Here is a 24081-nt window from a genome sequence, read left to right as displayed (position 1 = left end):
CGCTTCAAAGGTTTTAGCATGCCCGCACGATTTTGAACAGTCCGAGTTTTGCCATCTATCCCACCACCTCAAAATGCTCGATTCCTGGAAAGTGGAAGACCTCTGAGCAATCACGGCCTCATCGGCAGATCACCAACAGGGTGCGCGTCAGGAAGCCTGCCGGGTTGAATCCAAAGGGGAAGCCCTCCTCCTCTTCCTTGAGATCATCAGACCTCGTCAAAACTTTGTAACCAGCCCCCTTACACTCCTTAGCCGCGCGCTTGTAACACTTTTCCCATTTCGAACCGAGCCCGGAACAATCGACCTCAATACCGCTAACCCCATGCACTACGTGAGTTTTGGCGCTCGTGGTACAACCCGCTAGCGCCAGAACTGCTACTGCGACAATGAGCTTGTTCATTCACTTCCTTTTGCCAGAAAGCCTACCGGGCGATCATTTGTCTCAGGCTAAAGACTAGCTGTTAATAAGCATTTGATCCGGCTAAACAATCAGACAGTTTTTCAGCATTTTTGGTTCACGACTCAAGCTGGTAAAGCCGACGCGACTCACCAAATTCCAGGCACAAAAAAGGGCGACCGAAGTCGCCCCTTTTTACAGAAATCAGAACTTAGTTCTGTTTTTCCATTTGTGCACGCAGCAGGTCACCCAGAGTGGTGGCCACAGGAGCATCAGTAGCTACTGGCTTGTCGCGCAGGCTCTGGATTGCTTCTTTCTCGTCTTCAACGTCTTTCGACTTGATCGAGAGCTGAATTACACGGCTCTTGCGGTCAACGCTGATGATCTTGGCTTCTACTTCTTCGCCTTCTTTCAGAACGTTGCGCGCGTCTTCAACGCGGTCACGGCTGATTTCGGAGGCTTTCAGAGTCGCTTCGATATCGTCGGCCAGAGTGATGATGGCGCCTTTAGCGTCAACTTCCTTCACGATGCCTTTAACGATTGCGCCTTTGTCGTTCTCTTGAACGTACTCGGAGAACGGATCGCTTTCCAGTTGCTTGATACCCAGGGAGATACGCTCGCGCTCTGGGTCAACCGACAGGATAACGGTGTCCAGCTCGTCGCCCTTCTTGAAGCGGCGAACGGCTTCTTCGCCCACTTCGTTCCAGGAGATGTCGGACAGGTGAACCAGACCATCGATGCCGCCGTCCAGACCAATGAAGATACCGAAATCGGTGATCGACTTGATGGTGCCGGAGATTTTATCGCCCTTGTTGAACTGGCCAGAGAAATCTTCCCATGGGTTAGATTTGCACTGCTTGATGCCCAGGGAGATACGACGACGCTCTTCGTCGATGTCCAGAACCATAACTTCCACTTCGTCGCCGACTTGTACGACTTTCGAAGGGTGGATGTTCTTGTTGGTCCAGTCCATTTCGGAAACGTGTACCAGACCTTCAACGCCTTCTTCCAGCTCAGCGAAGCAGCCGTAGTCGGTCAGGTTGGTTACACGAGCGGTAACGCGAGTGCTTTCCGGGTAACGGGCTTTGATAGCAACCCATGGATCTTCGCCCAGTTGCTTCAGGCCCAGGGAAACACGATTGCGCTCACGATCGTACTTCAGAACCTTGACATCGATCTCGTCGCCAACGTTGACGATTTCGGAAGGATGCTTGATACGCTTCCAAGCCATGTCGGTAATGTGCAGCAGGCCATCGACGCCACCCAGATCGACGAATGCGCCGTAATCGGTGAGGTTCTTGACGATACCTTTGACTTGTTGGCCTTCCTGCAGGGATTCCAGCAGAGCTTCGCGCTCGGCGGAGTTCTCGGCTTCCAGGACGCTGCGACGGGAAACGACAACGTTGTTGCGCTTCTGGTCCAGCTTGATGACCTTGAATTCCAGCTCTTTGCCTTCCAGGTGCGTGGTGTCGCGCACTGGACGGACGTCAACCAGAGAACCTGGCAGGAACGCACGGATGCCGTTAACGTCGACAGTGAAGCCGCCTTTAACCTTACCGTTGATAACGCCCTTGACCACTTCTTCGGCTGCGAAGGCTGCTTCCAGAACAATCCAGCATTCAGCGCGCTTGGCTTTTTCACGGGACAGCTTGGTTTCACCAAAGCCATCTTCAACCGAGTCCAGAGCAACGTGAACTTCGTCACCGACGTTGATGTTCAGTTCGCCAGCGTCGTTGTAGAACTGCTCAAGCGGGATGAGTGCTTCAGACTTCAGGCCAGCGTGAACGGTTACCCAGCGAGCCTGGTAATCGATATCAACGATAACACCGGTGATGATGGAGCCTGCCTGAAGGTTCAGGGTTTTTAGGCTTTCTTCAAAGAGTTCCGCAAAGCTTTCGCTCATTTTAATTCCTGTTGATGAGGGCGAAGAATACGCCCATCTCCACACCCCAGACGGTGTGGGTTAGTTTCATTTAAAAGAAGCCACCGCAGGACTATGACTGGTCCCCTGCGGCCTTCTTGGTCACCCGGCGATATCGCGAATGGCGATCTCGCTCATGATGCGTTCCAGCACCTGGTCGATGGATAATTCCGTGGAATCCAGCTGTATGGCGTCAGCCGCCGGTTTGAGCGGGGCTACCGCTCGCTGGGTATCACGCTCATCGCGCGCACGTATCTCATCTAGCAGACTCGACAGACTAACACCCTCGACCTTGCCCTTCAACTGCAAATATCGACGGCGTGCCCGCTCCTCGGCACTGGCGGTCAGAAAAATCTTCAGCGGCGCATCAGGAAAAACCACGGTGCCCATGTCGCGACCATCCGCCACAAGGCCCGGCGCTTCCTGAAAAGCACGTTGGCGCTGCAGCAGCGCCTCGCGTACAGCGGGCAACGCAGCCACCTGGGACGCGCCGGAACCGACACTTTCGGTGCGAATGACATCACTGACTTCATCACCTTCCAGAATGATGCGTTGCAACTGACCGTCCGTCGCCGCGATAAATTGCACATCCAGATGAGCGGCAAGTTTCTTCAGCAGCTCCTCATTGGTCAGGTCGACACCATGGTTATGCGCGGCGAAGGCCAGCAATCGGTACAACGCACCGGAATCGAGCAGGTTCCAGCCCAGGCGCTTGGCCAGAATCCCGGCTACCGTGCCCTTGCCCGAGCCGCTTGGCCCATCGATGGTGATGACCGGTGCAATGTTGTTCACGACTGCGCCTCTTGTGCCACGCGAATACCGACCTGTGCGCACAGCGCCAGGAAGTTCGGGAACGACGTCGCGACGTTGGCGCAATCATGAATGCGGATCGGCGCACTGGCGCGCAGCGAAGCAACGCTGAACGCCATGGCGATACGGTGATCGCCGTGACCGTGCACTTCACCACCGCCGATCTGGCCGCCGTCGATGATGATGCCATCCGGGGTTGGCTCGCACTTGACGCCCAGCGCCAGCAAACCATCAGCCATGACCTGGATACGGTCCGACTCCTTGACCCGCAGCTCTTCGGCACCCCGCAATACGGTGCGCCCTTCGGCACACGCGGCAGCCACGAACAGCACCGGGAACTCGTCGATCGCCAGTGGAACCAGCGCCTCGGGAATCTCGATACCTTTGAGTTTAGCTGCACGTACGCGCAGGTCTGCTACCGGTTCGCCACCCACTTCACGCTGGTTCTCCAGAGTGATGTCGGCGCCCATCAGGCGCAGGATGTCGATCACACCGGTACGGGTCGGGTTGATGCCGACGTGCTCCAGCACCAGTTCCGAACCTTCGGCGATCGACGCCGCCACCAGGAAGAACGCCGAGGACGAAATATCACCCGGGACTTCAATGTGGGTCGCGGTCAGCTTGTTACCGGACTCGACCGATGCGGTCGCACCGTTGACCGTTACCGGGTAGCCGAAGCCACGGAGCATACGCTCGGTATGGTCACGGGTCGGAGCAGGCTCGGTAACCGTGGTCTTGCCTTCGGCATACAGACCGGCCAGCAGCAGGCAGGACTTAACCTGGGCACTGGCCATCGGCATGGTGTAGGTCAGCCCCTTGAGCTTGTGGCCACCACGAATGGTCATCGGCGGACGACCTTCAGCGGCGGTTTCGATCACCGCGCCCATTTCACGCAGCGGATTGGCCACGCGATTCATCGGGCGCTTGGACAGCGAAGCGTCGCCGGTCAGGGTGCTGTCAAAGTTCTGCGCAGCCAGCAAACCGGACAACAGACGCATCGAAGTACCGGAGTTGCCCAGATAGATCGGGCCCGGCGCCGGCTTCAGGCCATGCAGGCCGACACCGTGAATGGTCACGCGACCGTGGTGCGGGCCTTCGATCACGACGCCCATGTCACGGAATGCCTGCAAGGTCGCCAGGGCATCTTCGCCCTCGAGGAAGCCTTCGACTTCGGTGACACCTTCAGCCAGGGAACCGAGCATGATCGAACGGTGGGAAATCGATTTGTCACCCGGTACGCGAATCCGACCGGACAGGCGGCCACCAGGTTGAGCCAGGAAAATCAGATCGTTGGAATTCATAGCGTCCACATAGGCCCTGCGGGCCAGGATTTTACTGAAATGCTCGCGGGCAACCCGGGCGCGAGTGAAAACGCCCAACAATTGGTGCCCATCCCCTGCATCGACCGCGTCGCGCAAGGCGTCGAGGTCGCTGCGAAATGTATCGAGTGTGCGCAGGACAGCCTCACGGTTGGCGAGGAAGATGTCGTGCCACATGACCGGGTCGCTTCCGGCGATTCTTGTGAAATCGCGGAAACCGCCCGCAGCGTAACGGAAGATCTCAAGATTTTCATTGCGCTTGGCCAGTGAGTCGACCAAACCGAACGCCAGCAAGTGCGGCAGATGACTGGTCGCGGCCAGCACTTCGTCGTGACGTTCGACCTGCATGTGCTCGACATCGGCGCCCAGCTCGCGCCACAAACGGTCGACTACTGCCAGGGCTGCCGGATCGGTCTGATCCAGCGGAGTCAGGATCACTTTGTGGCGACGGAACAGCTCGGCATTGGAGGCTTCCACCCCGCTTTGCTCGGAACCGGCAATGGGGTGCCCCGGCACGAAGCATGACGGCATACTGCCAAATGCCTCGGTGGCCGCACGCACCACATTACCCTTGGCACTGCCGACATCGGTCAGGATCGCTTGCCCCAGATCCATGCCGGCCAGGCGCGCGAGCACTTTCTCCATGGCCAGGATCGGCACCGCCAGCTGGATGACGTCGGCGCCCTGACAAGCGACGCCCAGGTCTTCCTCGCAGCGATCCACCACACCCAACTCGACCGCGAGTTTGCGCGATTGCGGATCGAGATCGACCCCGACCACTTCGCGGCACAGACCGCTTTCACGCAAACCCTTGGCAAACGAACCGCCGATCAACCCAAGACCGACCACCACCAGGCGACCGATCATAGGTTCAGCAGATTGCAGCGCAGTGACATCAACCACGAGCCAGAACCTTGGTCAGCGCTTCAAGGAAGCGGCTGTTCTCTGCCGGCAGGCCAATGGTGATGCGCAGATGATTCGGCATGCCGTAATTGGCCACCGGACGCACGATCACGCCCTCACGAAGCAAGCCCTGGAACACCGGGGCCGCGACTTGACCGAGATCGACGCAGATGAAATTGCCTTTGGACGCAATCCAGCTCAGCCCCAGTTCACGGAAACCGGCTTCCAGTTGCTGCATGCCGGACTCGTTCAACTGGCGACTTTGCGCCAGATATTCTTCGTCCTTCAACGCCGCACAAGCAGCGGCCAGGGCCAGACTGTTGACGTTGAACGGCTGGCGTACACGGTTCAGCACGTCTGCGACCACCGCCGTGGACAAGCCATAACCCACGCGCAGCGCCGCCAGGCCATAAGCCTTGGAGAAGGTGCGGGAAACCAGCAGGTTCGGATAAGCCGCCAGGAAGTCCAGGCCATCCGGCAGATCGCTGCCTTCGGCGTACTCGATGTAGGCCTCGTCCAGTACGACCAGTACATGCTCCGGAACATCCTGCAGGAATTCGTCCAGTGCCTCGGCGTCGAACCAGGTCCCGGTCGGGTTGTTCGGGTTGGCGATGAAAACCACGCGGGTATTGGCATCGATCGCCGCCAGCATGGCAGGCAGGTCATGCCCCCAGTCTTTGGCCGGGATGACCTTGGCCTGTGCGCCGACTGCCTGAGTGGCAATCGGGTAGACCGCGAACGCATGCTCGCTGAACACGGCGTTCAGGCCCGGTGCCAGATAGGCACGTGCGACCAATTCCAGGATGTCGTTGGAACCATTACCCAGCGTTACTTGATTGAGCTCGACACGGCACTGCTCGGCCAGCAGGGTCTTGAGCGCAAAACCATTGCCGTCCGGATAGCGGGTCAGCTCAGCCAGCGCCTCGCGGATGGCCGCCAGCGCCTTGGGGCCAGGGCCCAACGGGTTTTCGTTGCTCGCCAGTTTGACGATGCTGGCTGGATCGAGGTCCAGCTCACGCGCCAGTTCGTCCACGGGCTTGCCCGGAACGTAAGGCGAAAGTTGTTGCACGCCCGGCTGTGCCAGAGCGAGGAAATTGCCACTCATTTGCTACCGCCCCTTAGAGAACTGCTTTCGGGTAGGAGCCCAGCACTTTGAGTGCCACTGCTTCCTGACTGATCTTTTCCAGCACACCTTTGACCAGCGGGTCGCGATGATGGCCGACAAAATCGATGAAGAACACATAGGTCCATTTACCGCTGCGCGACGGACGAGTCTCGATTCGCGTCAGGTCGATGCCATTGTCGTGGAACGGCACCAGCAACTCATGCAGCGCACCTGGCTTGTTGCTCATAGAGACGATAATAGAAGTCTTGTCGTCGCCGGTCGGCGGCACTTCCTGATTACCGATCATCAGGAAGCGCGTGGAGTTGTCCGGGCGATCCTCGATCTTCTCGGCCAAACGGGTCAAGCCGTACAGGCCGGCCGCCATGTCGCCGGCAATCGCCGCCGAGTTCCACTCGCCCTTGACCCGCTTGGCGGCTTCGGCGTTACTGGACACCGCCACACGCTCGACATTCGGGTAGTGGGAGTCCAGCCACTTGCGGCACTGGGCCAGGGACTGGGCGTGGGAGTAGATGCGACTGATGCTGTCGGTCTTGGTGTTTTCACCGACCAACAGATGATGGTGGATACGCAGTTCGACTTCGCCGCAGATCACCATGTCATGCTCGAGGAAGCTGTCGAGGGTGTGGTTGACTGCACCTTCGGTAGAGTTTTCCACCGGCACCACGCCAAAATTCACCGCACCGGCCGCCACTTCACGGAACACTTCGTCGATCGCCGCCATCGGCTTGCTGATCACCGCGTGACCAAAGTGCTTCATGGCCGCTGCTTGAGTGAAGGTGCCTTCAGGGCCGAGATAAGCCACTTTCAGCGGCTGCTCGAGCGCCAGGCACGAAGACATGATTTCACGGAACAACCGCGCCATCTCTTCGTTGCCCAGCGGCCCCTGATTACGCTCCATGACACGCTTGAGCACTTGAGCTTCGCGCTCAGGACGATAGAACACCGGCACTTCGCCTTCGGCCAGCGAGGCCATCTTTACTCGCGCGACTTCCTGGGCGCAGCGCGCACGCTCACTGATCAGCTCCAGGACCTTTTCGTCCAGGGCATCAATGCGCAGACGCAGTGCCTTGAGTTCTTGCTCAGACATTAGCCGTGTTCCTTCTCGAACTCTGCCATGTACGAAACCAGCGCGTTGACGGCGTTGATGTCGACGGCGTTATAGATGGAGGCGCGCATACCGCCCACGGAACGGTGACCCTTGAGGTTCAACAGACCACGCTCGTCGGCACCGGCCAGGAACGGCTTGTCCAGACGATCGTCTGCCAGGCGGAACGGCACGTTCATCCACGAGCGGTCCGACTTATTGATCGGGTTGCTGTACAGATCGCTGGCATCGATGAAGCCATATAACGTGCGCTGCTTGACTTCATTGAGCTTTCCGATGGCTTCGACACCGCCCTGTTCTTTCAGCCACTCGAACACCAGGCCGGACAAGTACCACGCCAGGGTCGGCGGTGTGTTGTACATCGAGCCGTTGTCGGCCGCGACCTTGTAATTGAGCATAGTCGGGCAAATGGAGCGGGCGTTGCCCAGCAGGTCTTCGCGAACGATGTTGACCACGATGCCGCTCGGGCCGATGTTTTTCTGCGCGCCGGCGTAGATCATGCCGAAACGCGAAACATCCACCGGACGCGACAGGATGTCGGAGGACATGTCAGCCACCAGCGGAACGTCACCGGTCTCGGGAATCCACTGGAATTCCAGGCCGCCAATGGTTTCGTTCGGCGCGTAGTGGACGTAGGCCGCGTCTTTCGACAACTTCCATTCGTTCTGGCCGGGAATGGCGAAATAGTCGTAAGGCTTGGCGGTGCCGGCAACGTTGACGTGGCCGTAGCGCGACGCTTCTTCGATGGCTTTCTGCGACCAGATACCGGTATCGATATAGTCGGCCGAGCCGTTTTCCGGCAACAGGTTCAGCGGAATCTGAGCAAATTGCTGGCTGGCGCCACCTTGCAGAAACAGCACTTTATAGTTCGAGGGGATATTCAGCAGATCACGCAGATCCTGCTCGGCCTTGGTGGCAATGGACACGAACTCATCACTGCGATGGCTCATTTCCATGACCGACAGACCCTTGCCGTGCCAATCGAGGAGTTCACCCTGGGCGCGCTGCAGGACAGCTTCGGGAAGCGCCGCAGGACCGGCACAGAAGTTATAGGCTCTCTTGCTCACATCCAATCTCGCTCTGATTTGGTGGTATCACTGTAGGAGCGAGCTTGCTCGCGAAAAACCTGAGAGCACAAGGGTGCACCAGACGCCCTGCGTTATCGTTGACGACCATCGCGAGCAAGCTCGCTCCTACATGGGATTTCAGTATTTCCGTACGGACAAACAACGAGGGGGCGAATTCTCATCCGCCCCCTGCTTACCCGCTTATTCCTGTGGTTCTTCGTCAGCAGCGGCGTCGAGTTGCTGGTCTTCGGCAACGTCGTCAATTACGACCTCACCGACAAACCCGTCACCCTCTTCACCTTCGAGCTCTTCACCCTCGACTTCCGACGGCTCCTGAACCCGCTCCAGCCCAACCAGCGTTTCATCGTTGGCCAGTTTGATCAGGGTCACCCCCTGGGTGTTACGGCCCAGGCTGGAGACTTCGTCGACACGGGTACGGACCAGGGTGCCCTGGTCGGAAATCAACATGATTTCCTCGCCGTCGAGCACCTGTACCGCACCGACCAGACGGCCGTTACGCTCGTTGCTGACCATGGCAATAACGCCCTGACCGCCACGCTTGTACTCAGGGAACTCGGTGATCGCGGTGCGCTTGCCGAAACCACGCTCGGAAGCGGTGAGGATCTGGCTGCCTTCTTCCGGGATCAGCATGGAAATCAGCTTCTGGCCTTCCGGCAGACGCATGCCGCGCACGCCGCGGGCGGTACGGCCCATGGCGCGAACGTCGGATTCCTTGAAGCGGGTAACCTTGCCGCCGTCGGAGAACAGCATGACTTCACGCTCGCCATCGGTGATGGCCGCGGAAATCAGCACGTCACCTTCGTCCAGCTCCAGCGCGATCAGGCCGACGCTGCGTTGACGGCTGAAGGATTCCAGCGGGGTCTTCTTCACGGTGCCGTTGGCGGTGGCCATGAAGATGTAGTGACCTTCGGTGTACTCCTCGACCGGCAGCATGGTGGTGATGTACTCACCGTCGTCCAGCGGCAGCAGGTTGACCAGCGGACGACCACGGGCAGCGCGGGACGCTTCAGGGATTTCGTAGGTTTTCAGCCAGTACACCTTGCCCTTGCTGGAGAACAGCAGCAGCGTGGTGTGGCTGTTGGCAACCAGCAGGTGAGCAATGTAGTCCTCATCCTTGACGCCGGTTGCCGACTTGCCTTTACCGCCACGACGCTGGGCCTGATACGCAGCCAGCGGCTGGGTCTTGGCATAGCCACCGTGGGAAATGGTCACGACGCGCTCTTCTTCCGGGATCATGTCACCCAGGGTCAGGTCGAGACGGGCATCGAGAATCTCGGTGCGACGTACGTCGCCGTATTCGGCGCGAATCACTTCCAGCTCTTCGCGGATCACTTCCATCAGGCGCGTGGCGCTGTTGAGGATGCGGATCAGCTCGCCAATCTGGTTGAGGATCTCTTGATACTCGGCCAGCAGTTTTTCGTGTTCCAGACCGGTCAGGCGGTGCAGACGCAGTTCCAGAATGGCTTGCGCCTGTTCTGGCGACAGGAAGTACTTGCCGTCGCGCAGACCGTATTGCGGATCGAGGTTTTCCGGACGGCACGAATCGGCGCCAGCACGTTCCACCATCGCCACCACAGCCGAGGACTCCCAAGGGGTGCTGACCAGCGCTTCCTTGGCTTCCGACGGGGTTGGCGAGGCCTTGATCAGGGCGATGACCGGATCGATGTTCGACAGGGCAACCGCTTGACCTTCAAGGATGTGACCACGCTCGCGCGCCTTGCGCAGTTCGAACACGGTACGACGGGTCACCACTTCGCGGCGGTGACGGACGAAAGCTTCCAGCAGGTCCTTGAGGTTCAGGATCCGCGGACGGCCGTCGATCAGCGCAACGATGTTGATACCGAACACTGCTTGCAGCTGGGTCTGGGCGTAGAGGTTGTTGAGGATGACCTCAGGCACTTCGCCGCGACGCAGCTCGATTACCACGCGCATACCGTCCTTGTCGGACTCGTCGCGCAGTTCGGTGATACCTTCGAGCTTCTTCTCTTTGACCAGCTCGGCGATCTTCTCGATCAGTCGCGCCTTGTTCAGCTGGTAAGGGAGTTCGGTGATGACGATCTGCTGACGACCACCGACCTTGTCGATGTCTTCGATCATCGAGCGGGCACGCATGTAAATGCGGCCGCGGCCGGTGCGGTAGGCTTCGATGATACCGGCGCGACCATTGATGATCGCGGCGGTCGGGAAGTCCGGACCGGGGATGTATTGCATCAGTTCATCGACAGTCAGCTCGGGGTTGTCGATGAGCGCCAGGCAACCGTCGATGACTTCACCGAGGTTGTGCGGCGGAATGTTGGTCGCCATGCCCACGGCGATACCGCTGGAGCCGTTGACCAGCAGGTTGGGAATACGGGTCGGCATGACCGCCGGGATCATTTCGGTGCCGTCGTAGTTCGGCACCCAGTCCACGGTTTCTTTATGCAGGTCAGCCAGCAGCTCGTGCGCCAGCTTGGTCATGCGCACTTCGGTGTATCGCATGGCCGCGGCATTGTCGCCGTCCACCGAACCGAAGTTGCCCTGGCCGTCTACCAGCAGGTAGCGCAGGGAGAATGGCTGCGCCATCCGGACGATGGTGTCGTACACCGCAGTATCACCGTGCGGGTGATACTTACCGATCACGTCACCGACAACACGGGCAGATTTCTTGTACGGCTTGTTGAAGTCGTTGCCCAGCTCGCTCATCGCAAACAGCACACGCCGGTGCACGGGCTTCAAGCCATCGCGCGCATCCGGCAGTGCCCGCCCGACAATTACGCTCATCGCATAGTCGAGGTAGGACTGCTTCAGCTCGTCTTCGATATTGACCGGGAGGATTTCTTTGGCCAGTTCGCCCATGAGAAGCCTGATTCCTTTTTCTGGTGAAACTTCGTCAGGACCAACGAAGCTCGCCGATACAGGCTGAGTGCCATGTACCGACTTACGACAAATCAACGAGTTATGCCATGGATCTGCGCAGTAAAGGTCACCCCGCGGGGCAACCATGGAAACCGCCGGATGTTATCACAAGAGCCGCCACGCACCTATCCCCCAGATGCGCATGGAGAGTAGTTAGTTGACCGGTGACAGGCCTGAAGGGGACGAGAGAGGCTTAGAGCTGCGTTGAATGGAGAATTTGTGGCTGATTCGGGTTGATTTGTTGGCTTTGAGGGCCTCTTCGCGGGCAAGCCCGCTCCCACAGTTTTTGTGAACACCATAAAACACTGTGGGAGCGGGCTTGCTCCGGGCGGCGATCCGACGAAAGCGATTGAACAGACGCCAACAATAATTAATGCAGACGCTTACGGCACATCAACTGAGCCATCTTCGCCGTATCCGGGCGTTCGACGATGCCTTTTTCGGTGACGATCGCATCGATCAGGTCTGCCGGGGTCACGTCGAACACCGGATTAAAGGCATCGACGTCGGCCCCGACGCGCTTGCCACCGACCTCCAGCAACTCGCGACCATCACGCTCTTCAATCGGAATGTCATCGCCGCTGGCCAGATTCATGTCGATGGTCGAACTCGGTGCCACCACCATGAAGCGCACGCCGTGGTGCATGGCGTTGACGGCCAGTTGATAGGTGCCGATCTTGTTGGCCACATCGCCATTGGCGGTGATCCGGTCAGCACCGACGATGACCCAGGTAGGGCCTTTGGTCTTCATGATATGCGCCGCGGCGGAATCGACATTGAGGGTCACGGGAATGCCTTCATTGGCCAGCTCCCACGCGGTCAGTCGCGAGCCTTGCAGCCATGGGCGGGTTTCGTCGACATAGACCTGCTCGACCATTCCCTCGATGAATGCAGCACGAATCACCCCCAGCGCCGTGCCAAAGCCGCCCGTGGCCAGCGCGCCGGTGTTGCAGTGGGTCAGGATCGCCTGAGCGTTGCCCTGATGCTTGCGGATCAGGTCGACACCCAGTTGCGCCATGGTCAGGTTGGCTTCGCGATCACTTTCGTGAATGGCGATGGCCTCGGCCTCCAGCACCGCCAGCGGATCGGCATTGTCTTTCAGGCGATCAAGCCGATCGTGCATGCGACCCAGCGCCCAGAACAGGTTGACCGCAGTAGGACGGGAATCGGCCAGCAGCATGAAATCCTCTTCCAGCGCAGCGTACCAGTCGCCACCTTCGGCAATCCGGGCGCGGGCCGCCAGTACGATGCCATAAGCGGCACTGATACCAATTGCCGGCGCACCGCGCACCACCATCGAGCGAATGGCCTCGGCCACGCCAGCGGCGCTGGTGTAGGCGATCCAGTTTTCCTCGAACGGCAAAATACGCTGATCCAGCAGATGGAGAGCGCCATCACGCCAATCGATGGCCTTTACCTTTTCCGCAGCCAACAGTCGATCGCGCATCCCTCACCCCGCACTCATGAACAAAAGCCGCCGATTATAGCGATCCCCCCGCGAAGACGCTCGGGTATACTTCGCCATCCTTTACAAAAGCACTGGAACCGACCCTCGATGCCGAACACTGCCGCTGCGCTCGACCTGTTATTGCTGCCGACCTGGCTGGTACCCGTCGAACCCGCTGGTGTTGTCCTCAAGGAACATGGCGTGGGCATCCGTGATGGACGCATCGTGTTTATCGGCCCACGTTCCGCCGCGCTGAAGCTTAACGCAACCGAAATCCGCGAATTGCCCGACATGTTGCTCAGCCCCGGGCTGATCAATGCCCACGGGCACGCGGCGATGACGCTGTTCCGTGGCCTGGCCGATGACCTGCCATTGATGACCTGGCTGGAAAACCACATCTGGCCCGCCGAAGCCAAGTGGGTCGACGAGGACTTCGTGCGCGACGGCACCGACCTTGCCATCGCAGAGCAAATCAAAGGCGGCATCACCTGTTTTTCTGACATGTACTTCTTCCCGAAGGTTGCCAGCGAGCGCGTGCACAACAGCGGTATTCGCGCGCAGATCGCGATTCCGATCCTCGATTTCCCTATTCCGGGCGCTGCTACGGCGGACGAAGCCATTCGTCAGGGCGTTGAGCTGTTTGGCGATCTCAAGCACCACGAGCGCATCAAAATCACCTTCGGCCCCCATGCACCCTACACCGTAGGCGACGAAAACCTGGAAAAAATCCGGGTGATCGCCGAAGAACTGGACGCCTCGATCCACATGCACGTGCATGAAACAGCGTTCGAGGTGCAGCAATCGGTCGAGCAGCGCGGGGAACGCCCGCTGGCCCGCCTGGCTCGCCTGGGTTTGCTGGGGCCGCGCTTCCAGGCGGTTCACATGACCCAGATCAGCGATGAAGACCTGGCACTGCTGGTAGAAAGCAACAGCAATGTGATTCATTGCCCGGAGTCGAACCTGAAGCTGGCCAGCGGCTTCTGCCCCGTCGAGCGTTTGTGGGAGGCTGGGGTCAATGTCGCGGTCGGCACCGATGGCGCGGCGAGCAACAATGACCTGGACCTGCTCGGCGAAACCCGCACCGCGGCCTTGCTGGCCAAGGCTGTCGCCGGCTCGGCCACCGCGCTGGATGCCCATCGCGCCTTGCGCATGGCCACCCTCAACGGCGCCCGGGCTCTGGGTATCGAGGCCGAAACCGGCTCGCTGGAAATCGGCAAGGCCGCGGACATGGTCGCTTTCGACCTCTCCGGCCTGGCCCAGCAACCGGTCTACGACCCGGTTTCGCAACTTATATACGCCACCGGCCGGGACTGCGTGAAGCACCTTTGGGTAGCCGGCAAGCAACTGCTCGACGACCGTCGCCTGACACGCCTGGATGAACAACAGCTTGGCGCTGTCGCGAAGGCCTGGGGCCAGCGCATCAGCGGCCGTATCGAATCGTAAGCCCCCCGGAACACATCCGGGGCAACAGGATTTTTCAAGTTTTAGAGGACTTAGACCATGAGCAACGTCGACTACGCCGAAATCGCCAAATTCGAGGCCCTGGCCCATCGTTGGTGGGACCGCGAAAGCGAATTCAAACCGCTGCACGACATCAACCCGCTGCGGGTCAACTGGATTGACGAACGGGTCAACCTGGCCGGGAAAAAAGTCCTCGACGTCGGTTGCGGCGGCGGCATCCTCAGCGAAGCCATGGCCCAGCGCGGCGCGACCGTCATGGGTATCGACATGGGCGAAGCGCCGCTGGCGGTTGCCCAGTTGCATCAGTTGGAGTCGGGCGTCAACGTCGAATACCGGCAGATCACCGCCGAAGCCCTGGCCGAGGAGATGCCCGAGCAGTTCGACGTGGTCACCTGCCTGGAAATGCTTGAGCACGTACCGGACCCGTCTTCGGTGATCCGCGCCTGCTTCCGCATGGTCAAGCCCGGCGGCCAGGTGTTCTTCTCCACCATCAACCGCAATCCGAAGGCGTACCTGTTCGCCATCGTCGGCGCCGAATACATCATGAAGCTGCTGCCCCGCGGCACCCACGACTTCAAGAAATTCATCCGCCCTTCCGAACTCGGAGCCTGGAGCCGCATGGCCGGACTGACCGTCAAGGACATCATCGGCCTGACGTACAACCCGCTGACCAAACACTACAAACTGGCGGCCGACGTGGACGTCAACTACATGATCCAGACCCTGCGCGAGGAATAAGCCGATGCCAATCAGAGCAGTTCTTTTCGACATGGACGGCACCCTGCTCGACACCGCGCCGGACTTCATTGCGATCTGTCAGGCGATGCGTGCCGACCGCGGCTTGCCACCGATGAACGACAAGCACATTCGCGACGAGATTTCCGGTGGCGCCAGGGCAATGGTCGCAGTGACCTTCGCCATGGACCCGGAATCGCCGGGTTTCGAAGAGTTGCGCCTGGAATTCCTGGAGCGCTACCTCGTCGGTTGTGCCGTTCACAGCAAGCTGTTCGACGGCATGGCCGAGCTGCTCGCCGACATCGAAAAAGCCAACCTGATCTGGGGGGTGGTCACCAACAAGCCATTGCGTTTCGCCGAACCGATCATGCAACAGCTGGGACTGGCCGAACGTTCGGCGCTGCTGATCTGCCCGGATCACGTGAAGAACAGCAAACCGGATCCGGAGCCACTGATCCTGGCCTGCAAGATGCTCGACCTGGACCCGGCCAGCGTGCTGTTCGTAGGCGACGACTTGCGCGACATCGAGTCGGGCCGCGATGCCGGCACCAAGACTGCTGCGGTGACCTTCGGCTATATCCACCCGGACGATAACCCGCGTCACTGGGGTGCGGATGTGGTTGTCGATCATCCGCTGGAGTTGCGCAAAGTGCTCGATAGCGCGCTTTGCAGCTGCTGATTCACCCTGTAGGAGCGAGCTTGCTCGCGAAAAACCTGAGAGCGCCGCGGGGTGCCAGGCTCGTCGCGTAATCGTTGACGACCATCGTCGGACCGCCGCCCGGAGCAATCTCGCTCCTACAAGGTCACCTGAATCCCGATCTGTTGAGGTTTTTATGTTTGATTATTCCGCCCGCCCCGAACTGCTCAAGGATCGGGTCATTCTGGTCACCGGCGCAGGTCGCGGTATCGGCGCCGCCGCGGCAAAAACCTACGCGGCCCACGGCGCAACCGTACTATTGCTGGGCAAGACCGAAGCCAATCTGACCCAGGTTTACGACGAAATCGAAGCTGCCGGCCATCCACAACCGGCGGTCATCCCGTTCAACCTCGAAACCGCCCTGCCCCATCAGTACGATGAGCTGGCCGCAATGATCGAGAGCGAATTCGGGCATCTCGACGGCCTGCTGCACAATGCTTCGATCATTGGCCCACGCACGCCGATCGAGCAACTTTCTGGCGAAAACTTCATGCGGGTCATGCAAGTCAACGTCAACGCCATGTTCATGCTCACCAGCACGCTGCTGCCGTTGCTCAAGCTGTCGCAGGATGCCTCGGTGGTGTTCACTTCCAGCAGCGTCGGCCGCAAGGGGCGTGCGTATTGGGGCGCTTACGGCGTCTCCAAGTTCGCCACTGAAGGCCTGATGCAAACCCTGGCTGACGAAGTCGATACCGTGGCCCCGGTACGCTCCAACAGCATCAACCCGGGCGCTACCCGCACCAGCATGCGCGCCCAGGCTTACCCGGGTGAAAATCCACTGAACAACCCGACGCCCGAGGAGATCATGCCGGTCTACCTTTACCTGATGGGCCCGGACAGCACCGGTATCAATGGTCAGGCGTTCAACGCTCAGTAACGACCGTACGTCGCTTTCTGGTGCCGCGCCGGCTTCCCGTCGCGGCACTTGAAGGCTATCGAATTCGAGCCAGGCACCTGCCAAACAAATGTCACACCCAACGCTACACGTGTAGCAAAAAAAACCCAACCAATTGATTTAGCAAAGATTTTATTCAGCCGAACCGAATGGCACGACTTTCGCTCTAAGTTTGCTCAGACACGCAACGTGAAAGCAGACGGGGTGAAGCGTGAGTGCAGAAGTTACTCATCTTCCACAAAGCGGATTAAACTTGTACGAAATGTCCTACGGGACTGACGGACCAGTACGACGCGCAGCCCTAAGCCGCTCTCACCCTGCTTGTAAGACAGCCTTACTGCTTAGGGGCGCACGCCTTATGAAACCACCTTCCCAGACCAACGCAATTGACTTCGATAGCGCCAAATTGCAGCGCCTGGGCTTTGGTCAGCAGCCGGCCCTTCTGGAAAGGCCCGTCAGTCTTGCGCAATTGCGCCAGCGACTGGGCCTGCAGTTGCAAACCAGTCTTGAGCCGCAACGCATTCTTGGGACCTTCTATCGCGAGATTCAGCGATTGGTGCCGCTGGACGCCTTGTGCTACCAGCACAAGAGCACTGACCTGCGCCTGGAGTTCGGCCAACGCGGCCACCACTCCATCAGTTACAGCCTCAGCCATGAAGGCGAACACCTGGGTGAGCTGGTTTTCCGTCGCAATCAGCGTTTCAGCGAACAGGAACAAGGCAATCTCGAATCCCTGCTGGCCGCGCTGCTTTTCCCGATGCGCAACGCGCTGCTTTACCGTACCGCCACCCAAAGCGCACTGCGCGACCCTCTGACGGGTGCCGGTAACCGCATCGCCATGGACCAGACGCTGCAAAGGGAAATCGAGCTGTCCCGGCGCCATCTGCAACCGCTGTCGGTGCTGATGCTGGACATCGATCATTTCAAGCAAGTCAATGACACTCATGGCCACAGCACTGGCGATGTCGTACTCAAGGCGGTCGCTGCCTTGATCAAAAACCAGCTGCGCAACGTGGACATGGTGTTCCGCTATGGCGGTGAAGAGTTCCTGATCCTGCTGTCGAACACCAGCCGCGAGGCGGCGGCCATGGTCGGTGAGCGGTTGCGGTTTGCAGCGCAGTCTGAAGAGTACCTGGCCGATGGTCATACGATCGTGCTGACGGTCAGCCTCGGCTGTTCGACCCTGTTACCCGGCGAGTCTGCCGAAAGCCTGTTGCGACGGGCAGACAGCGCGTTGTATGTGGCCAAGCGCGAAGGTCGTAACCGGCTGGAGATGGCGGGCTGATATTCAGCCACAACACAAACCAATGTGGGAGCGAGCTTGCTCGCGAATGCGAACTGCCAGTCAACATCATCGTTGAATGTCAGGTCCCTTTCGCGAGCAAGTCGAATCGTCGCACCGCCGCTCCCACAGTTGTTTCAAGCAGACATTGAATCAGCCTTCGGCCAGTGCCATCCGCTCACGAACGACCGGTGCCCGTTCTGCGTGCTCCAATTGCATGCAACGTTCGAGAAACAGGTACATATAGTCGTAGCTCTTGCAAACAGCCTGACGCAACTCCACCTGCAGGGTTTTGCTCGGGTTGGTGCCCGCCAATGTGCAGATGATTTCCAGGGCTTCCCATGGATGGGCATCGTCGTACTGGGCATGCATCTTCAGCCACTTCATCGCCCGCTTGCGATCTTCCTCGGGGAACGAGGCGGCATAGATACCGTTGGAACACACTACCGCCGACCATTCCCCGGTCGCCCCTTCGATGGCGTAGTTGGTGGCGGCAATCCCGACGATCAGCGAGTCGGCTGAACTGGTGTGCCAGCACCAATGGCTCAAGGCGTGAAGCTCCGGTGCTACCTGCTGTGCCTGCAGGTCTTCCAGGCTGACACCGTGCGCGCGGCTCCAGTGCACCCAGTAGTCGGCGTGATTCAATTCGACACGGATATTGCGCATCAGCCAGCGACGGGCCATGTCTTCGCCGGGATGACGGGCAAAACGGGTCTTGGTCAGGTTTTGTGCCATATACAACGCGAACTGTTCGACCACCGGCCAGCCACCGATCAGGTATTGGCGCATGGTCTTCGCACTGAGCTTGTTGTCTCGCATGCGTTGGTACAGTTCGTGTTCGACAACCCGGCGCTTGCTCTCGCTGCAATCCTGGATCAGGCGCTGGGCCCAGGCAGGGTAACTTGCAGCTTCCATGAGCGGTCCGGTTCGGTTGAATGTGTCGATCACTGTCGAGCTCCTTTTGATTGTGATTGTAAGACCGACAGGAGTTTCAACGGAACGTGCCAGGCGCCTTGAACAACAGCGGCTGGAGCCTGGCAGGACGACTTAGCAGACTATCGCTGGTAAACAGATGCGGGCGTTCAATCAAATACCCTTGAGCATAATCCACCCCGATTTCCAGCAATGCCTGCTCGATCTGGGGCGTTTCGACAAACTCGGCAATCGTGCGCTTACCCATCACATGGCCGATGTGATTGATCACTTCGACCATGGCGCGGTTAATCGGGTCGTCCAGCATATCCTTTACGAAACTCCCGTCGATCTTCAGGAAGTCTACAGGCAAATGTTTCAGGTACGCGAATGAGGACATTCCGGCACAAAAGTCATCCAGTGAAAAATAGCACCCTAAGCCTTTGAGTTCATTAATGAATCGAATGGCGCTGCCAAGATTTGAAATAGCACTGGTTTCAGTAATTTCAAAACAAATCATTTCAGGCGGAATCGAATACGTCACAAACTGTTCGCGCAAAAAGTCCAGGAACGCTTCATCCCCGATCGTCGCGCCTGACAGATTGATCGCACACATGGCCAGCGGCCCGTGGCCTTGCTCGGCCCGGCATTGGGCAATGATCTTGAACACGTTCTGCACAACCCAACGATCAAGCGAGCTCATCAGGCCATAGCGTTCAGCTGCCGGAATGAAGCTGTCGGGCAAGATCATCCGCCCGGCCTCATCATGCAATCGCAGCAGAATTTCAATGTGCCCGCCGCCCTGATCGACATGGCCCAAGGGGGCAATTTCCTGGGAGTACAGGCAGAAGCGGTTCTCCTCCAGCGCCATGTGCAAACGCTGCACCCAGGCCATTTCGCCAAAGCGCAGGGACAATTCCGAGTCATCCGGATGATAGACCTGGACCCGGTTCCGGCCTTTTTCCTTGGCCATGTAGCACGCCATGTCGGCAGCACGCAGTGAGGTTTCGAGCGTCGTCGGATTCTGCGCAACGTGGACCAGCCCGATACTGACAGTGGTCACGAAAGGCCGGCCCTTCCAGACAAAATGCAGATTCTGTACGGTCTGACGCAAGCTCTCGGCAATTTTCTCCGCCGCTTCCGGTGCGCAGTTTTCCAGCAGGATGCCGAACTCGTCGCCACCAAGTCGCGCCAGGGTATCGCCTTCGCGCAGCCCGGATTGCAACAGCGCACAGATATGCCGCAACAGCTCATCACCCGCCGCGTGGCCGCAGGTGTCGTTGACCAGTTTGAACTGATCCAGATCGAGGAACATCAGTGCGTGGCGACCCGAGTAGCGGGTCAGGTTGTGCAGCGCCTGTTCCAGGCGATATTCGAATTCGCGGCGGTTGGCAAGGCCGGTCAAAGCGTCGTGGGTCGCCTGCCACGACAGATTGGCAATGTATTGCCGCTCCTGGGTCATGTCATGCAGCACCAGCACCGTCCCGCTGACTTTACCGGCATTGCGGATTGGCGCGCCCACCAGCGTGACCGACACCGTGCTGCCGTCCAGGCGTTGAATCAGCTTGGAGTGCTTACTGCCGCCACTGAGTTGGCCGCTGAGAATATGCTCGATCAGGGTGAGACCATCGGTCTGGGCATCTTCGTCCAGCAAGTTGAACAGCGCCGCCAGCGGCAACCCCGTCGCCTGCTCGGCCTTCCAGTGGGTCAACGCCTCGGCCGCCGGATTCATGTAGGCAATCGCACCGGAAACATCCGTGGTGATCACGCCGTCGCCAATCGATTGCAGGGTGATCTGCGCCCGTTCTTTCTCCAACTGCAGCGCATCGGCGAAGGCATGGCGCTGCTTGAGCAGTTTATGGGTGCGCATCAAGGCCAATGCAATCAAGCCCAGGGCGGTGGCGAGGTTGGTCACCAGCAACAGTCGCAGGATCATCCGCGAGCCTTCGCCCAAGGCATCGCTGAAGGCCTTCGCCGCCGGTGTCACACTTTCGTTGATGACGAATATCTGATCCTTCCAGTACTTGATATCGGCATCGGTGGCCTGCCTGGTGGTGATGCGCTGATGCATCTCCCGCGCAATGGTATCGAGCTGCACCAGATACGCGTCCCCCACCCTCCAAAGGTCGATGGCTTTCTGGTGGTAACTGAAGTGCCGGAAATTCAGGTACAGCCAGATCACACTGGTGATGTCATCCGGATGGTTGCCACCCTTGAGGATCGCCACACGTGCCGCCTCGATATTCGGCGGTTGATGATCCAGCGCCACACGCAACTCATGCCCGCCCTGAGGCACGGAAATGGCGTTCTGGTATTTATGAAAAATCGCTTCGTCGCCGCTGTCGGCGTAGAGGTTGAGGTAATAGATGGCGTCTTTCTGGCCCTTGGACCACAGGCTTTCGCCGGCAACATAGCCGCGAACCGCCGACAGCACATAAAGGCTAACGCCGCCCAACAGGGCTTGAAACACCACAACGGCGATAAATGGCCAGACGATGCCCAACAGCCGTGGCGTTCCGAGAGTCCGCGTTTGATTCATGAGGTCCCTTGCATTAGCACTGCTTGCTCGTCTTCCGGACGAAATCGCTGTAGCTAGACTAGGTTGCGATTCCGATCCCGGCAAGCGACAAGCTATGCCCGGAGGGAGTATCGCGGCCGCTAAATCCGGTCGCGACGATGTTTTTTTATAGTATTGAAGTAGCGTCCTGCAACCTTGATCTCATCTCGCTACAACCGTTGCAGATGACCATAAAGCTTGGCATACAGCCCACCGTCGGCAATCAGTTGCTGATGGTCGCCGTCCTCGGCAACTTGCCCGCCGTCAAACACCAGCACACGATCGGCCTGTTTTACCGCCGAAAGACGGTGGGCAATGATCAACGTGGTACGGTTGCTCAGAAACCGCGCCAGTGCCTGGTGAAGGTTGTACTCGGTGGCGGCGTCCAGCGCGGATGTGGCCTCATCGAGGATCACCACCTTGGGCTCGGCCAGCACCATCCGGGCGATGGCCAGGCGTTGACGCTGCCCACCGGACAAACGCACGCCTGAGCGCCCGACGATGCTGTCCAGGCCATTGGGCAAATCCCGGACCGTGCCGTGCAATTGGGCGATTTCCAGTGCCTGCCAGCAGGCCTCGTCACTGCGTTCGCGGCCCATGGTCAGGTTGGCCCGGATGGTGTCGTTGAACAGTGCCGGATGTTGCAGGACCACGGCGACATTTTCCCGCACGGTTTCCAGACCGATCTCTTGCTGGCTCGAACCACCAAAGCGAATGGTGCCTGCCAACGGCGTATACAAGCCCAGCAGCAGTTGCACCAGCGTGCTCTTGCCGCCGCCACTGGCACCGACGATCGCAACCTTTTCGCCGGGGGCGATGGACAGGTTCATCTGGTTCAAGACCAGTTCGTCACCGTAACCGAAGCTCAACCCTTGCACTTCCAGCCCGACCGTCTCGCGACCGTTGAACGGATCGACTCCGCCCGGGTATTCGGGCTCATCGGCGCGGGACAGCAGTTCGTTGATCCGCGACAGCGCACCGCCGGCAGCGTAGTAGGCATATTGCAGGTTCAGCAGTTGCTCCACCGGACCGATCATGAACCACAGGTAGCTGAATACCGCGAGCATCTGGCCGATTGAAAGGTCGGAAAACAGCACGGTGAGCATCGCCGCGGCCCGGAAAATATCGATGCCGAACTGGAACAGCAAACCGCTGGCGCGGTTCGACGCATCGGTTTTCCATTGCGAATTCACCGCGTAGTCACGAACGTCCCGGGCGCGTTGTCCCAGGCGACCGAGGAAAAACCCCTGGCGGTTGCCGGCGCGAACTTCCTGGATGGCATCCAGGGTTTCGGTCAGCGCCTGTGTGAAGCGCGAAGTGCTGTCGTTCTCGAGTTTCTTCAGGTGCTTGACCCGTTTGCCCAACTGCACCGTGGCGTAGATCACCAGCGGGTTGAACAGCAGGATCAGCAAGGCCAGTTTCCAGTGCATCCACATCAGAATGCCGGCAGTGCCGACCAGGGTCAGCATGGCCACGAGGAAACGGCTGAGGGTTTCACCGACGAATTTGTCCAGCGTGTCCAGGTCAGTCACAAGGTGCGTAGTTACGGTGCCGCTGCCCAGGCTTTCATATTCGCCCAGCGAGATGCGCTTGAGCCGTTCGATCAGGCGTATGCGAATGCGGTAGACGATGTCCTTGGCCAGCCCGGCGAACAACTTCGCCTGCACCACGTTGAACAGCAACGCCGTACACCTCAGGGTCAAGGTCACCAGCAGCATCAGGCCGATGTAGCCCGCAGCTTTTTGCCAGCCATCGGGCAGCACGTGGTTCATGATCTTCAGCGCGGCGTCACCGTGCCCCAGCAACACCTCGTCCACCAGCAATGGCAGGAGCAAGGGAATCGGCACGCTGCACAAGGTCGCCAGCACGGCCACGCCATTGGCGATCCACAGGGATTTCTTGTGATGCAGGGCCAGGCGACGGATTTCCGCCCAGCTCAGACGGTCAACACGTTTAGCGGTAGCGACGTCATCGGGCAGATCATGCACAGGCAGCGCGCTCCAGCCAGCGGCCGAGCAGCGGGGACAGCACACTCAGAGGCTGGTAGCCGTTGGTCAGCAATGCCAATTGACCGTTTCGCTCAGCGAGCAATGTAGGAAAACCGGCGATGCCCAGGTCCTGGACCCAGGTGAAATCGGCGGCGGTGGCTGCGTGCATGTCGGCCCGATCGAAAGCGCCGGCGAACTCGATTCGTGGCAAACCGGCTTGTTCCGCCAACTCCACCAGCACACTGGCCTGTGTGACATCGCGACCTTCGGCATAAAACGCGTGCTGAATCAGCCCGAGCAGTTTCCACGCGCAATCCGGTGCCAGGCTGCGCGCCGTCACCAATGCCCGACAGGCAGGTTCGGTGTCGTAGACAAAGCCTTCGGGCAACGCGCCTTCGAGCTTGAACGGCTGGCCTGTAGCCTCGGTTACCGCCTGCCAATGCTCGAAGATGTAACGCCGGGTGGTCGGTTCAAGTGCCGCACCGCTACCGGTGCGCAAGCCGCCCACAATCAAGTGCACATCCACGCCTGCGGCTTTTTTTT

The 24081-nt window shown here is 59.2% G+C and carries 18 protein-coding genes and 2 pseudogenes; 5 read left to right on the top strand and 15 right to left on the bottom strand.

Translation table 11 applies throughout. The annotated features are described in order from the left end of the window. Positions 1-118: 118 nt before the first annotated feature. The 10 genes and pseudogenes from PMI29_RS10990 to mtnA all read right to left on the bottom strand — a co-directional run bounded on the left by PMI29_RS10990 (position 119) and on the right by mtnA (position 13011). Positions 119-400 (bottom strand): hypothetical protein, encoded by a 282-nt coding sequence (locus tag PMI29_RS10990; RefSeq protein WP_007999937.1) that lies wholly within the window; start codon positions 398-400, stop codon positions 119-121. Between the two features lie 208 nt (positions 401-608). Then, positions 609-2300, bottom strand: coding sequence for a 30S ribosomal protein S1 (gene rpsA, locus PMI29_RS10995; RefSeq protein ID WP_007973639.1), 1692 nt, complete (start codon positions 2298-2300; stop codon positions 609-611). 120 nt (positions 2301-2420) lie between these two features. Next, positions 2421-3110, bottom strand: a complete 690-nt coding sequence (cmk, locus tag PMI29_RS11000) for a (d)CMP kinase (protein WP_007973641.1) — start codon at positions 3108-3110, stop codon at positions 2421-2423. After that, on the bottom strand, positions 3107-5314 hold the full coding sequence (locus PMI29_RS11005; protein ID WP_007999934.1) for a bifunctional prephenate dehydrogenase/3-phosphoshikimate 1-carboxyvinyltransferase: 2208 nt from the start codon (positions 5312-5314) through the stop codon (positions 3107-3109). The genes cmk and PMI29_RS11005 overlap by 4 nt, the downstream gene beginning before the upstream one ends. A gap of 28 nt (positions 5315-5342) precedes the next feature. Then, on the bottom strand, positions 5343-6455 hold the full coding sequence (hisC, locus tag PMI29_RS11010) for a histidinol-phosphate transaminase (RefSeq protein WP_007999933.1): 1113 nt from the start codon (positions 6453-6455) through the stop codon (positions 5343-5345). Between the two features lie 13 nt (positions 6456-6468). Next, positions 6469-7563, bottom strand: a complete 1095-nt coding sequence (gene pheA, locus PMI29_RS11015; protein ID WP_007999931.1) for a prephenate dehydratase — start codon at positions 7561-7563, stop codon at positions 6469-6471. After that, entirely contained in the window at positions 7563-8648 is a 1086-nt protein-coding gene (serC, locus tag PMI29_RS11020; RefSeq protein ID WP_007999929.1) for a 3-phosphoserine/phosphohydroxythreonine transaminase, read from the bottom strand. The genes pheA and serC overlap by 1 nt, the downstream gene beginning before the upstream one ends. Positions 8649-8676: 28 nt before the next feature. Then, a pseudogene (locus PMI29_RS32675) lies at positions 8677-8757 on the bottom strand (outer membrane lipoprotein carrier protein LolA); the annotation flags it as partial. Between the two features lie 92 nt (positions 8758-8849). Beyond that, positions 8850-11504: a DNA gyrase subunit A gene (gene gyrA / locus PMI29_RS11025; protein WP_007999927.1), complete on the bottom strand. Its 2655-nt coding sequence runs from the start codon at positions 11502-11504 to the stop codon at positions 8850-8852. 430 nt (positions 11505-11934) lie between these two features. Then, positions 11935-13011, bottom strand: coding sequence for an S-methyl-5-thioribose-1-phosphate isomerase (mtnA, locus tag PMI29_RS11030; RefSeq protein ID WP_007999925.1), 1077 nt, complete (start codon positions 13009-13011; stop codon positions 11935-11937). A gap of 108 nt (positions 13012-13119) precedes the next feature. On the opposite strand from mtnA, the gene PMI29_RS11035 reads away from it, so the two are divergent. From PMI29_RS11035 to mupP, 3 genes are read left to right on the top strand one after another with little or no spacing between them, the layout of a single operon-like run. Then, the gene (locus tag PMI29_RS11035) at positions 13120-14454 is read left to right on the top strand and encodes a TRZ/ATZ family hydrolase (protein ID WP_007985383.1); all 1335 of its coding nucleotides are present in this window, start codon (positions 13120-13122) and stop codon (positions 14452-14454) included. A 57-nt stretch (positions 14455-14511) separates the two neighbouring features. After that, positions 14512-15210, top strand: a complete 699-nt coding sequence (ubiG, locus tag PMI29_RS11040) for a bifunctional 2-polyprenyl-6-hydroxyphenol methylase/3-demethylubiquinol 3-O-methyltransferase UbiG (RefSeq protein ID WP_007985381.1) — start codon at positions 14512-14514, stop codon at positions 15208-15210. Between the two features lie 4 nt (positions 15211-15214). Then, the gene (gene mupP / locus PMI29_RS11045; protein WP_007999922.1) at positions 15215-15886 is read left to right on the top strand and encodes an N-acetylmuramic acid 6-phosphate phosphatase MupP; all 672 of its coding nucleotides are present in this window, start codon (positions 15215-15217) and stop codon (positions 15884-15886) included. Between the two features lie 7 nt (positions 15887-15893). Here mupP and PMI29_RS32925 read toward each other — a convergent pair. Then, positions 15894-15971 (bottom strand): annotated as a pseudogene (locus PMI29_RS32925) (outer membrane lipoprotein carrier protein LolA); the annotation flags it as partial. 69 nt (positions 15972-16040) lie between these two features. Here PMI29_RS32925 and PMI29_RS11050 point away from each other — a divergent pair. Then, complete coding sequence (locus tag PMI29_RS11050; RefSeq protein WP_007999919.1) at positions 16041-16781, top strand: YciK family oxidoreductase; 741 nt, start codon at positions 16041-16043, stop codon at positions 16779-16781. 376 nt (positions 16782-17157) lie between these two features. Continuing rightward, entirely contained in the window at positions 17158-18084 is a 927-nt protein-coding gene (locus PMI29_RS11055; RefSeq protein ID WP_007999917.1) for a GGDEF domain-containing protein, read from the top strand. 150 nt (positions 18085-18234) lie between these two features. Here PMI29_RS11055 and PMI29_RS11060 read toward each other — a convergent pair whose 3' ends face one another. The 4 genes from PMI29_RS11060 to PMI29_RS11075 all read right to left on the bottom strand — a co-directional run. Further along, positions 18235-18996, bottom strand: coding sequence for a TenA family transcriptional regulator (locus PMI29_RS11060; protein ID WP_443216457.1), 762 nt, complete (start codon positions 18994-18996; stop codon positions 18235-18237). Positions 18997-19072: 76 nt separating this feature from the next. After that, positions 19073-21532 (bottom strand): EAL domain-containing protein, encoded by a 2460-nt coding sequence (locus PMI29_RS11065; protein WP_007999914.1) that lies wholly within the window; start codon positions 21530-21532, stop codon positions 19073-19075. A gap of 188 nt (positions 21533-21720) precedes the next feature. Further along, on the bottom strand, positions 21721-23538 hold the full coding sequence (locus PMI29_RS11070; protein ID WP_007999912.1) for an ABC transporter ATP-binding protein: 1818 nt from the start codon (positions 23536-23538) through the stop codon (positions 21721-21723). Beyond that, on the bottom strand, positions 23531-24081 hold a 551-nt coding region (locus PMI29_RS11075), incomplete at its 5' end, for a DsbA family protein (protein WP_007999911.1). The genes PMI29_RS11070 and PMI29_RS11075, both read right to left, overlap by 8 nt.

The organism is Pseudomonas sp. GM49 (genome assembly GCF_000282355.1).
In the GTDB taxonomy this organism is placed as follows: domain Bacteria; phylum Pseudomonadota; class Gammaproteobacteria; order Pseudomonadales; family Pseudomonadaceae; genus Aquipseudomonas.
Note: the sequence above shows the minus strand (reverse complement) of the source record. Positions and strands in the feature narration are given on the sequence as shown.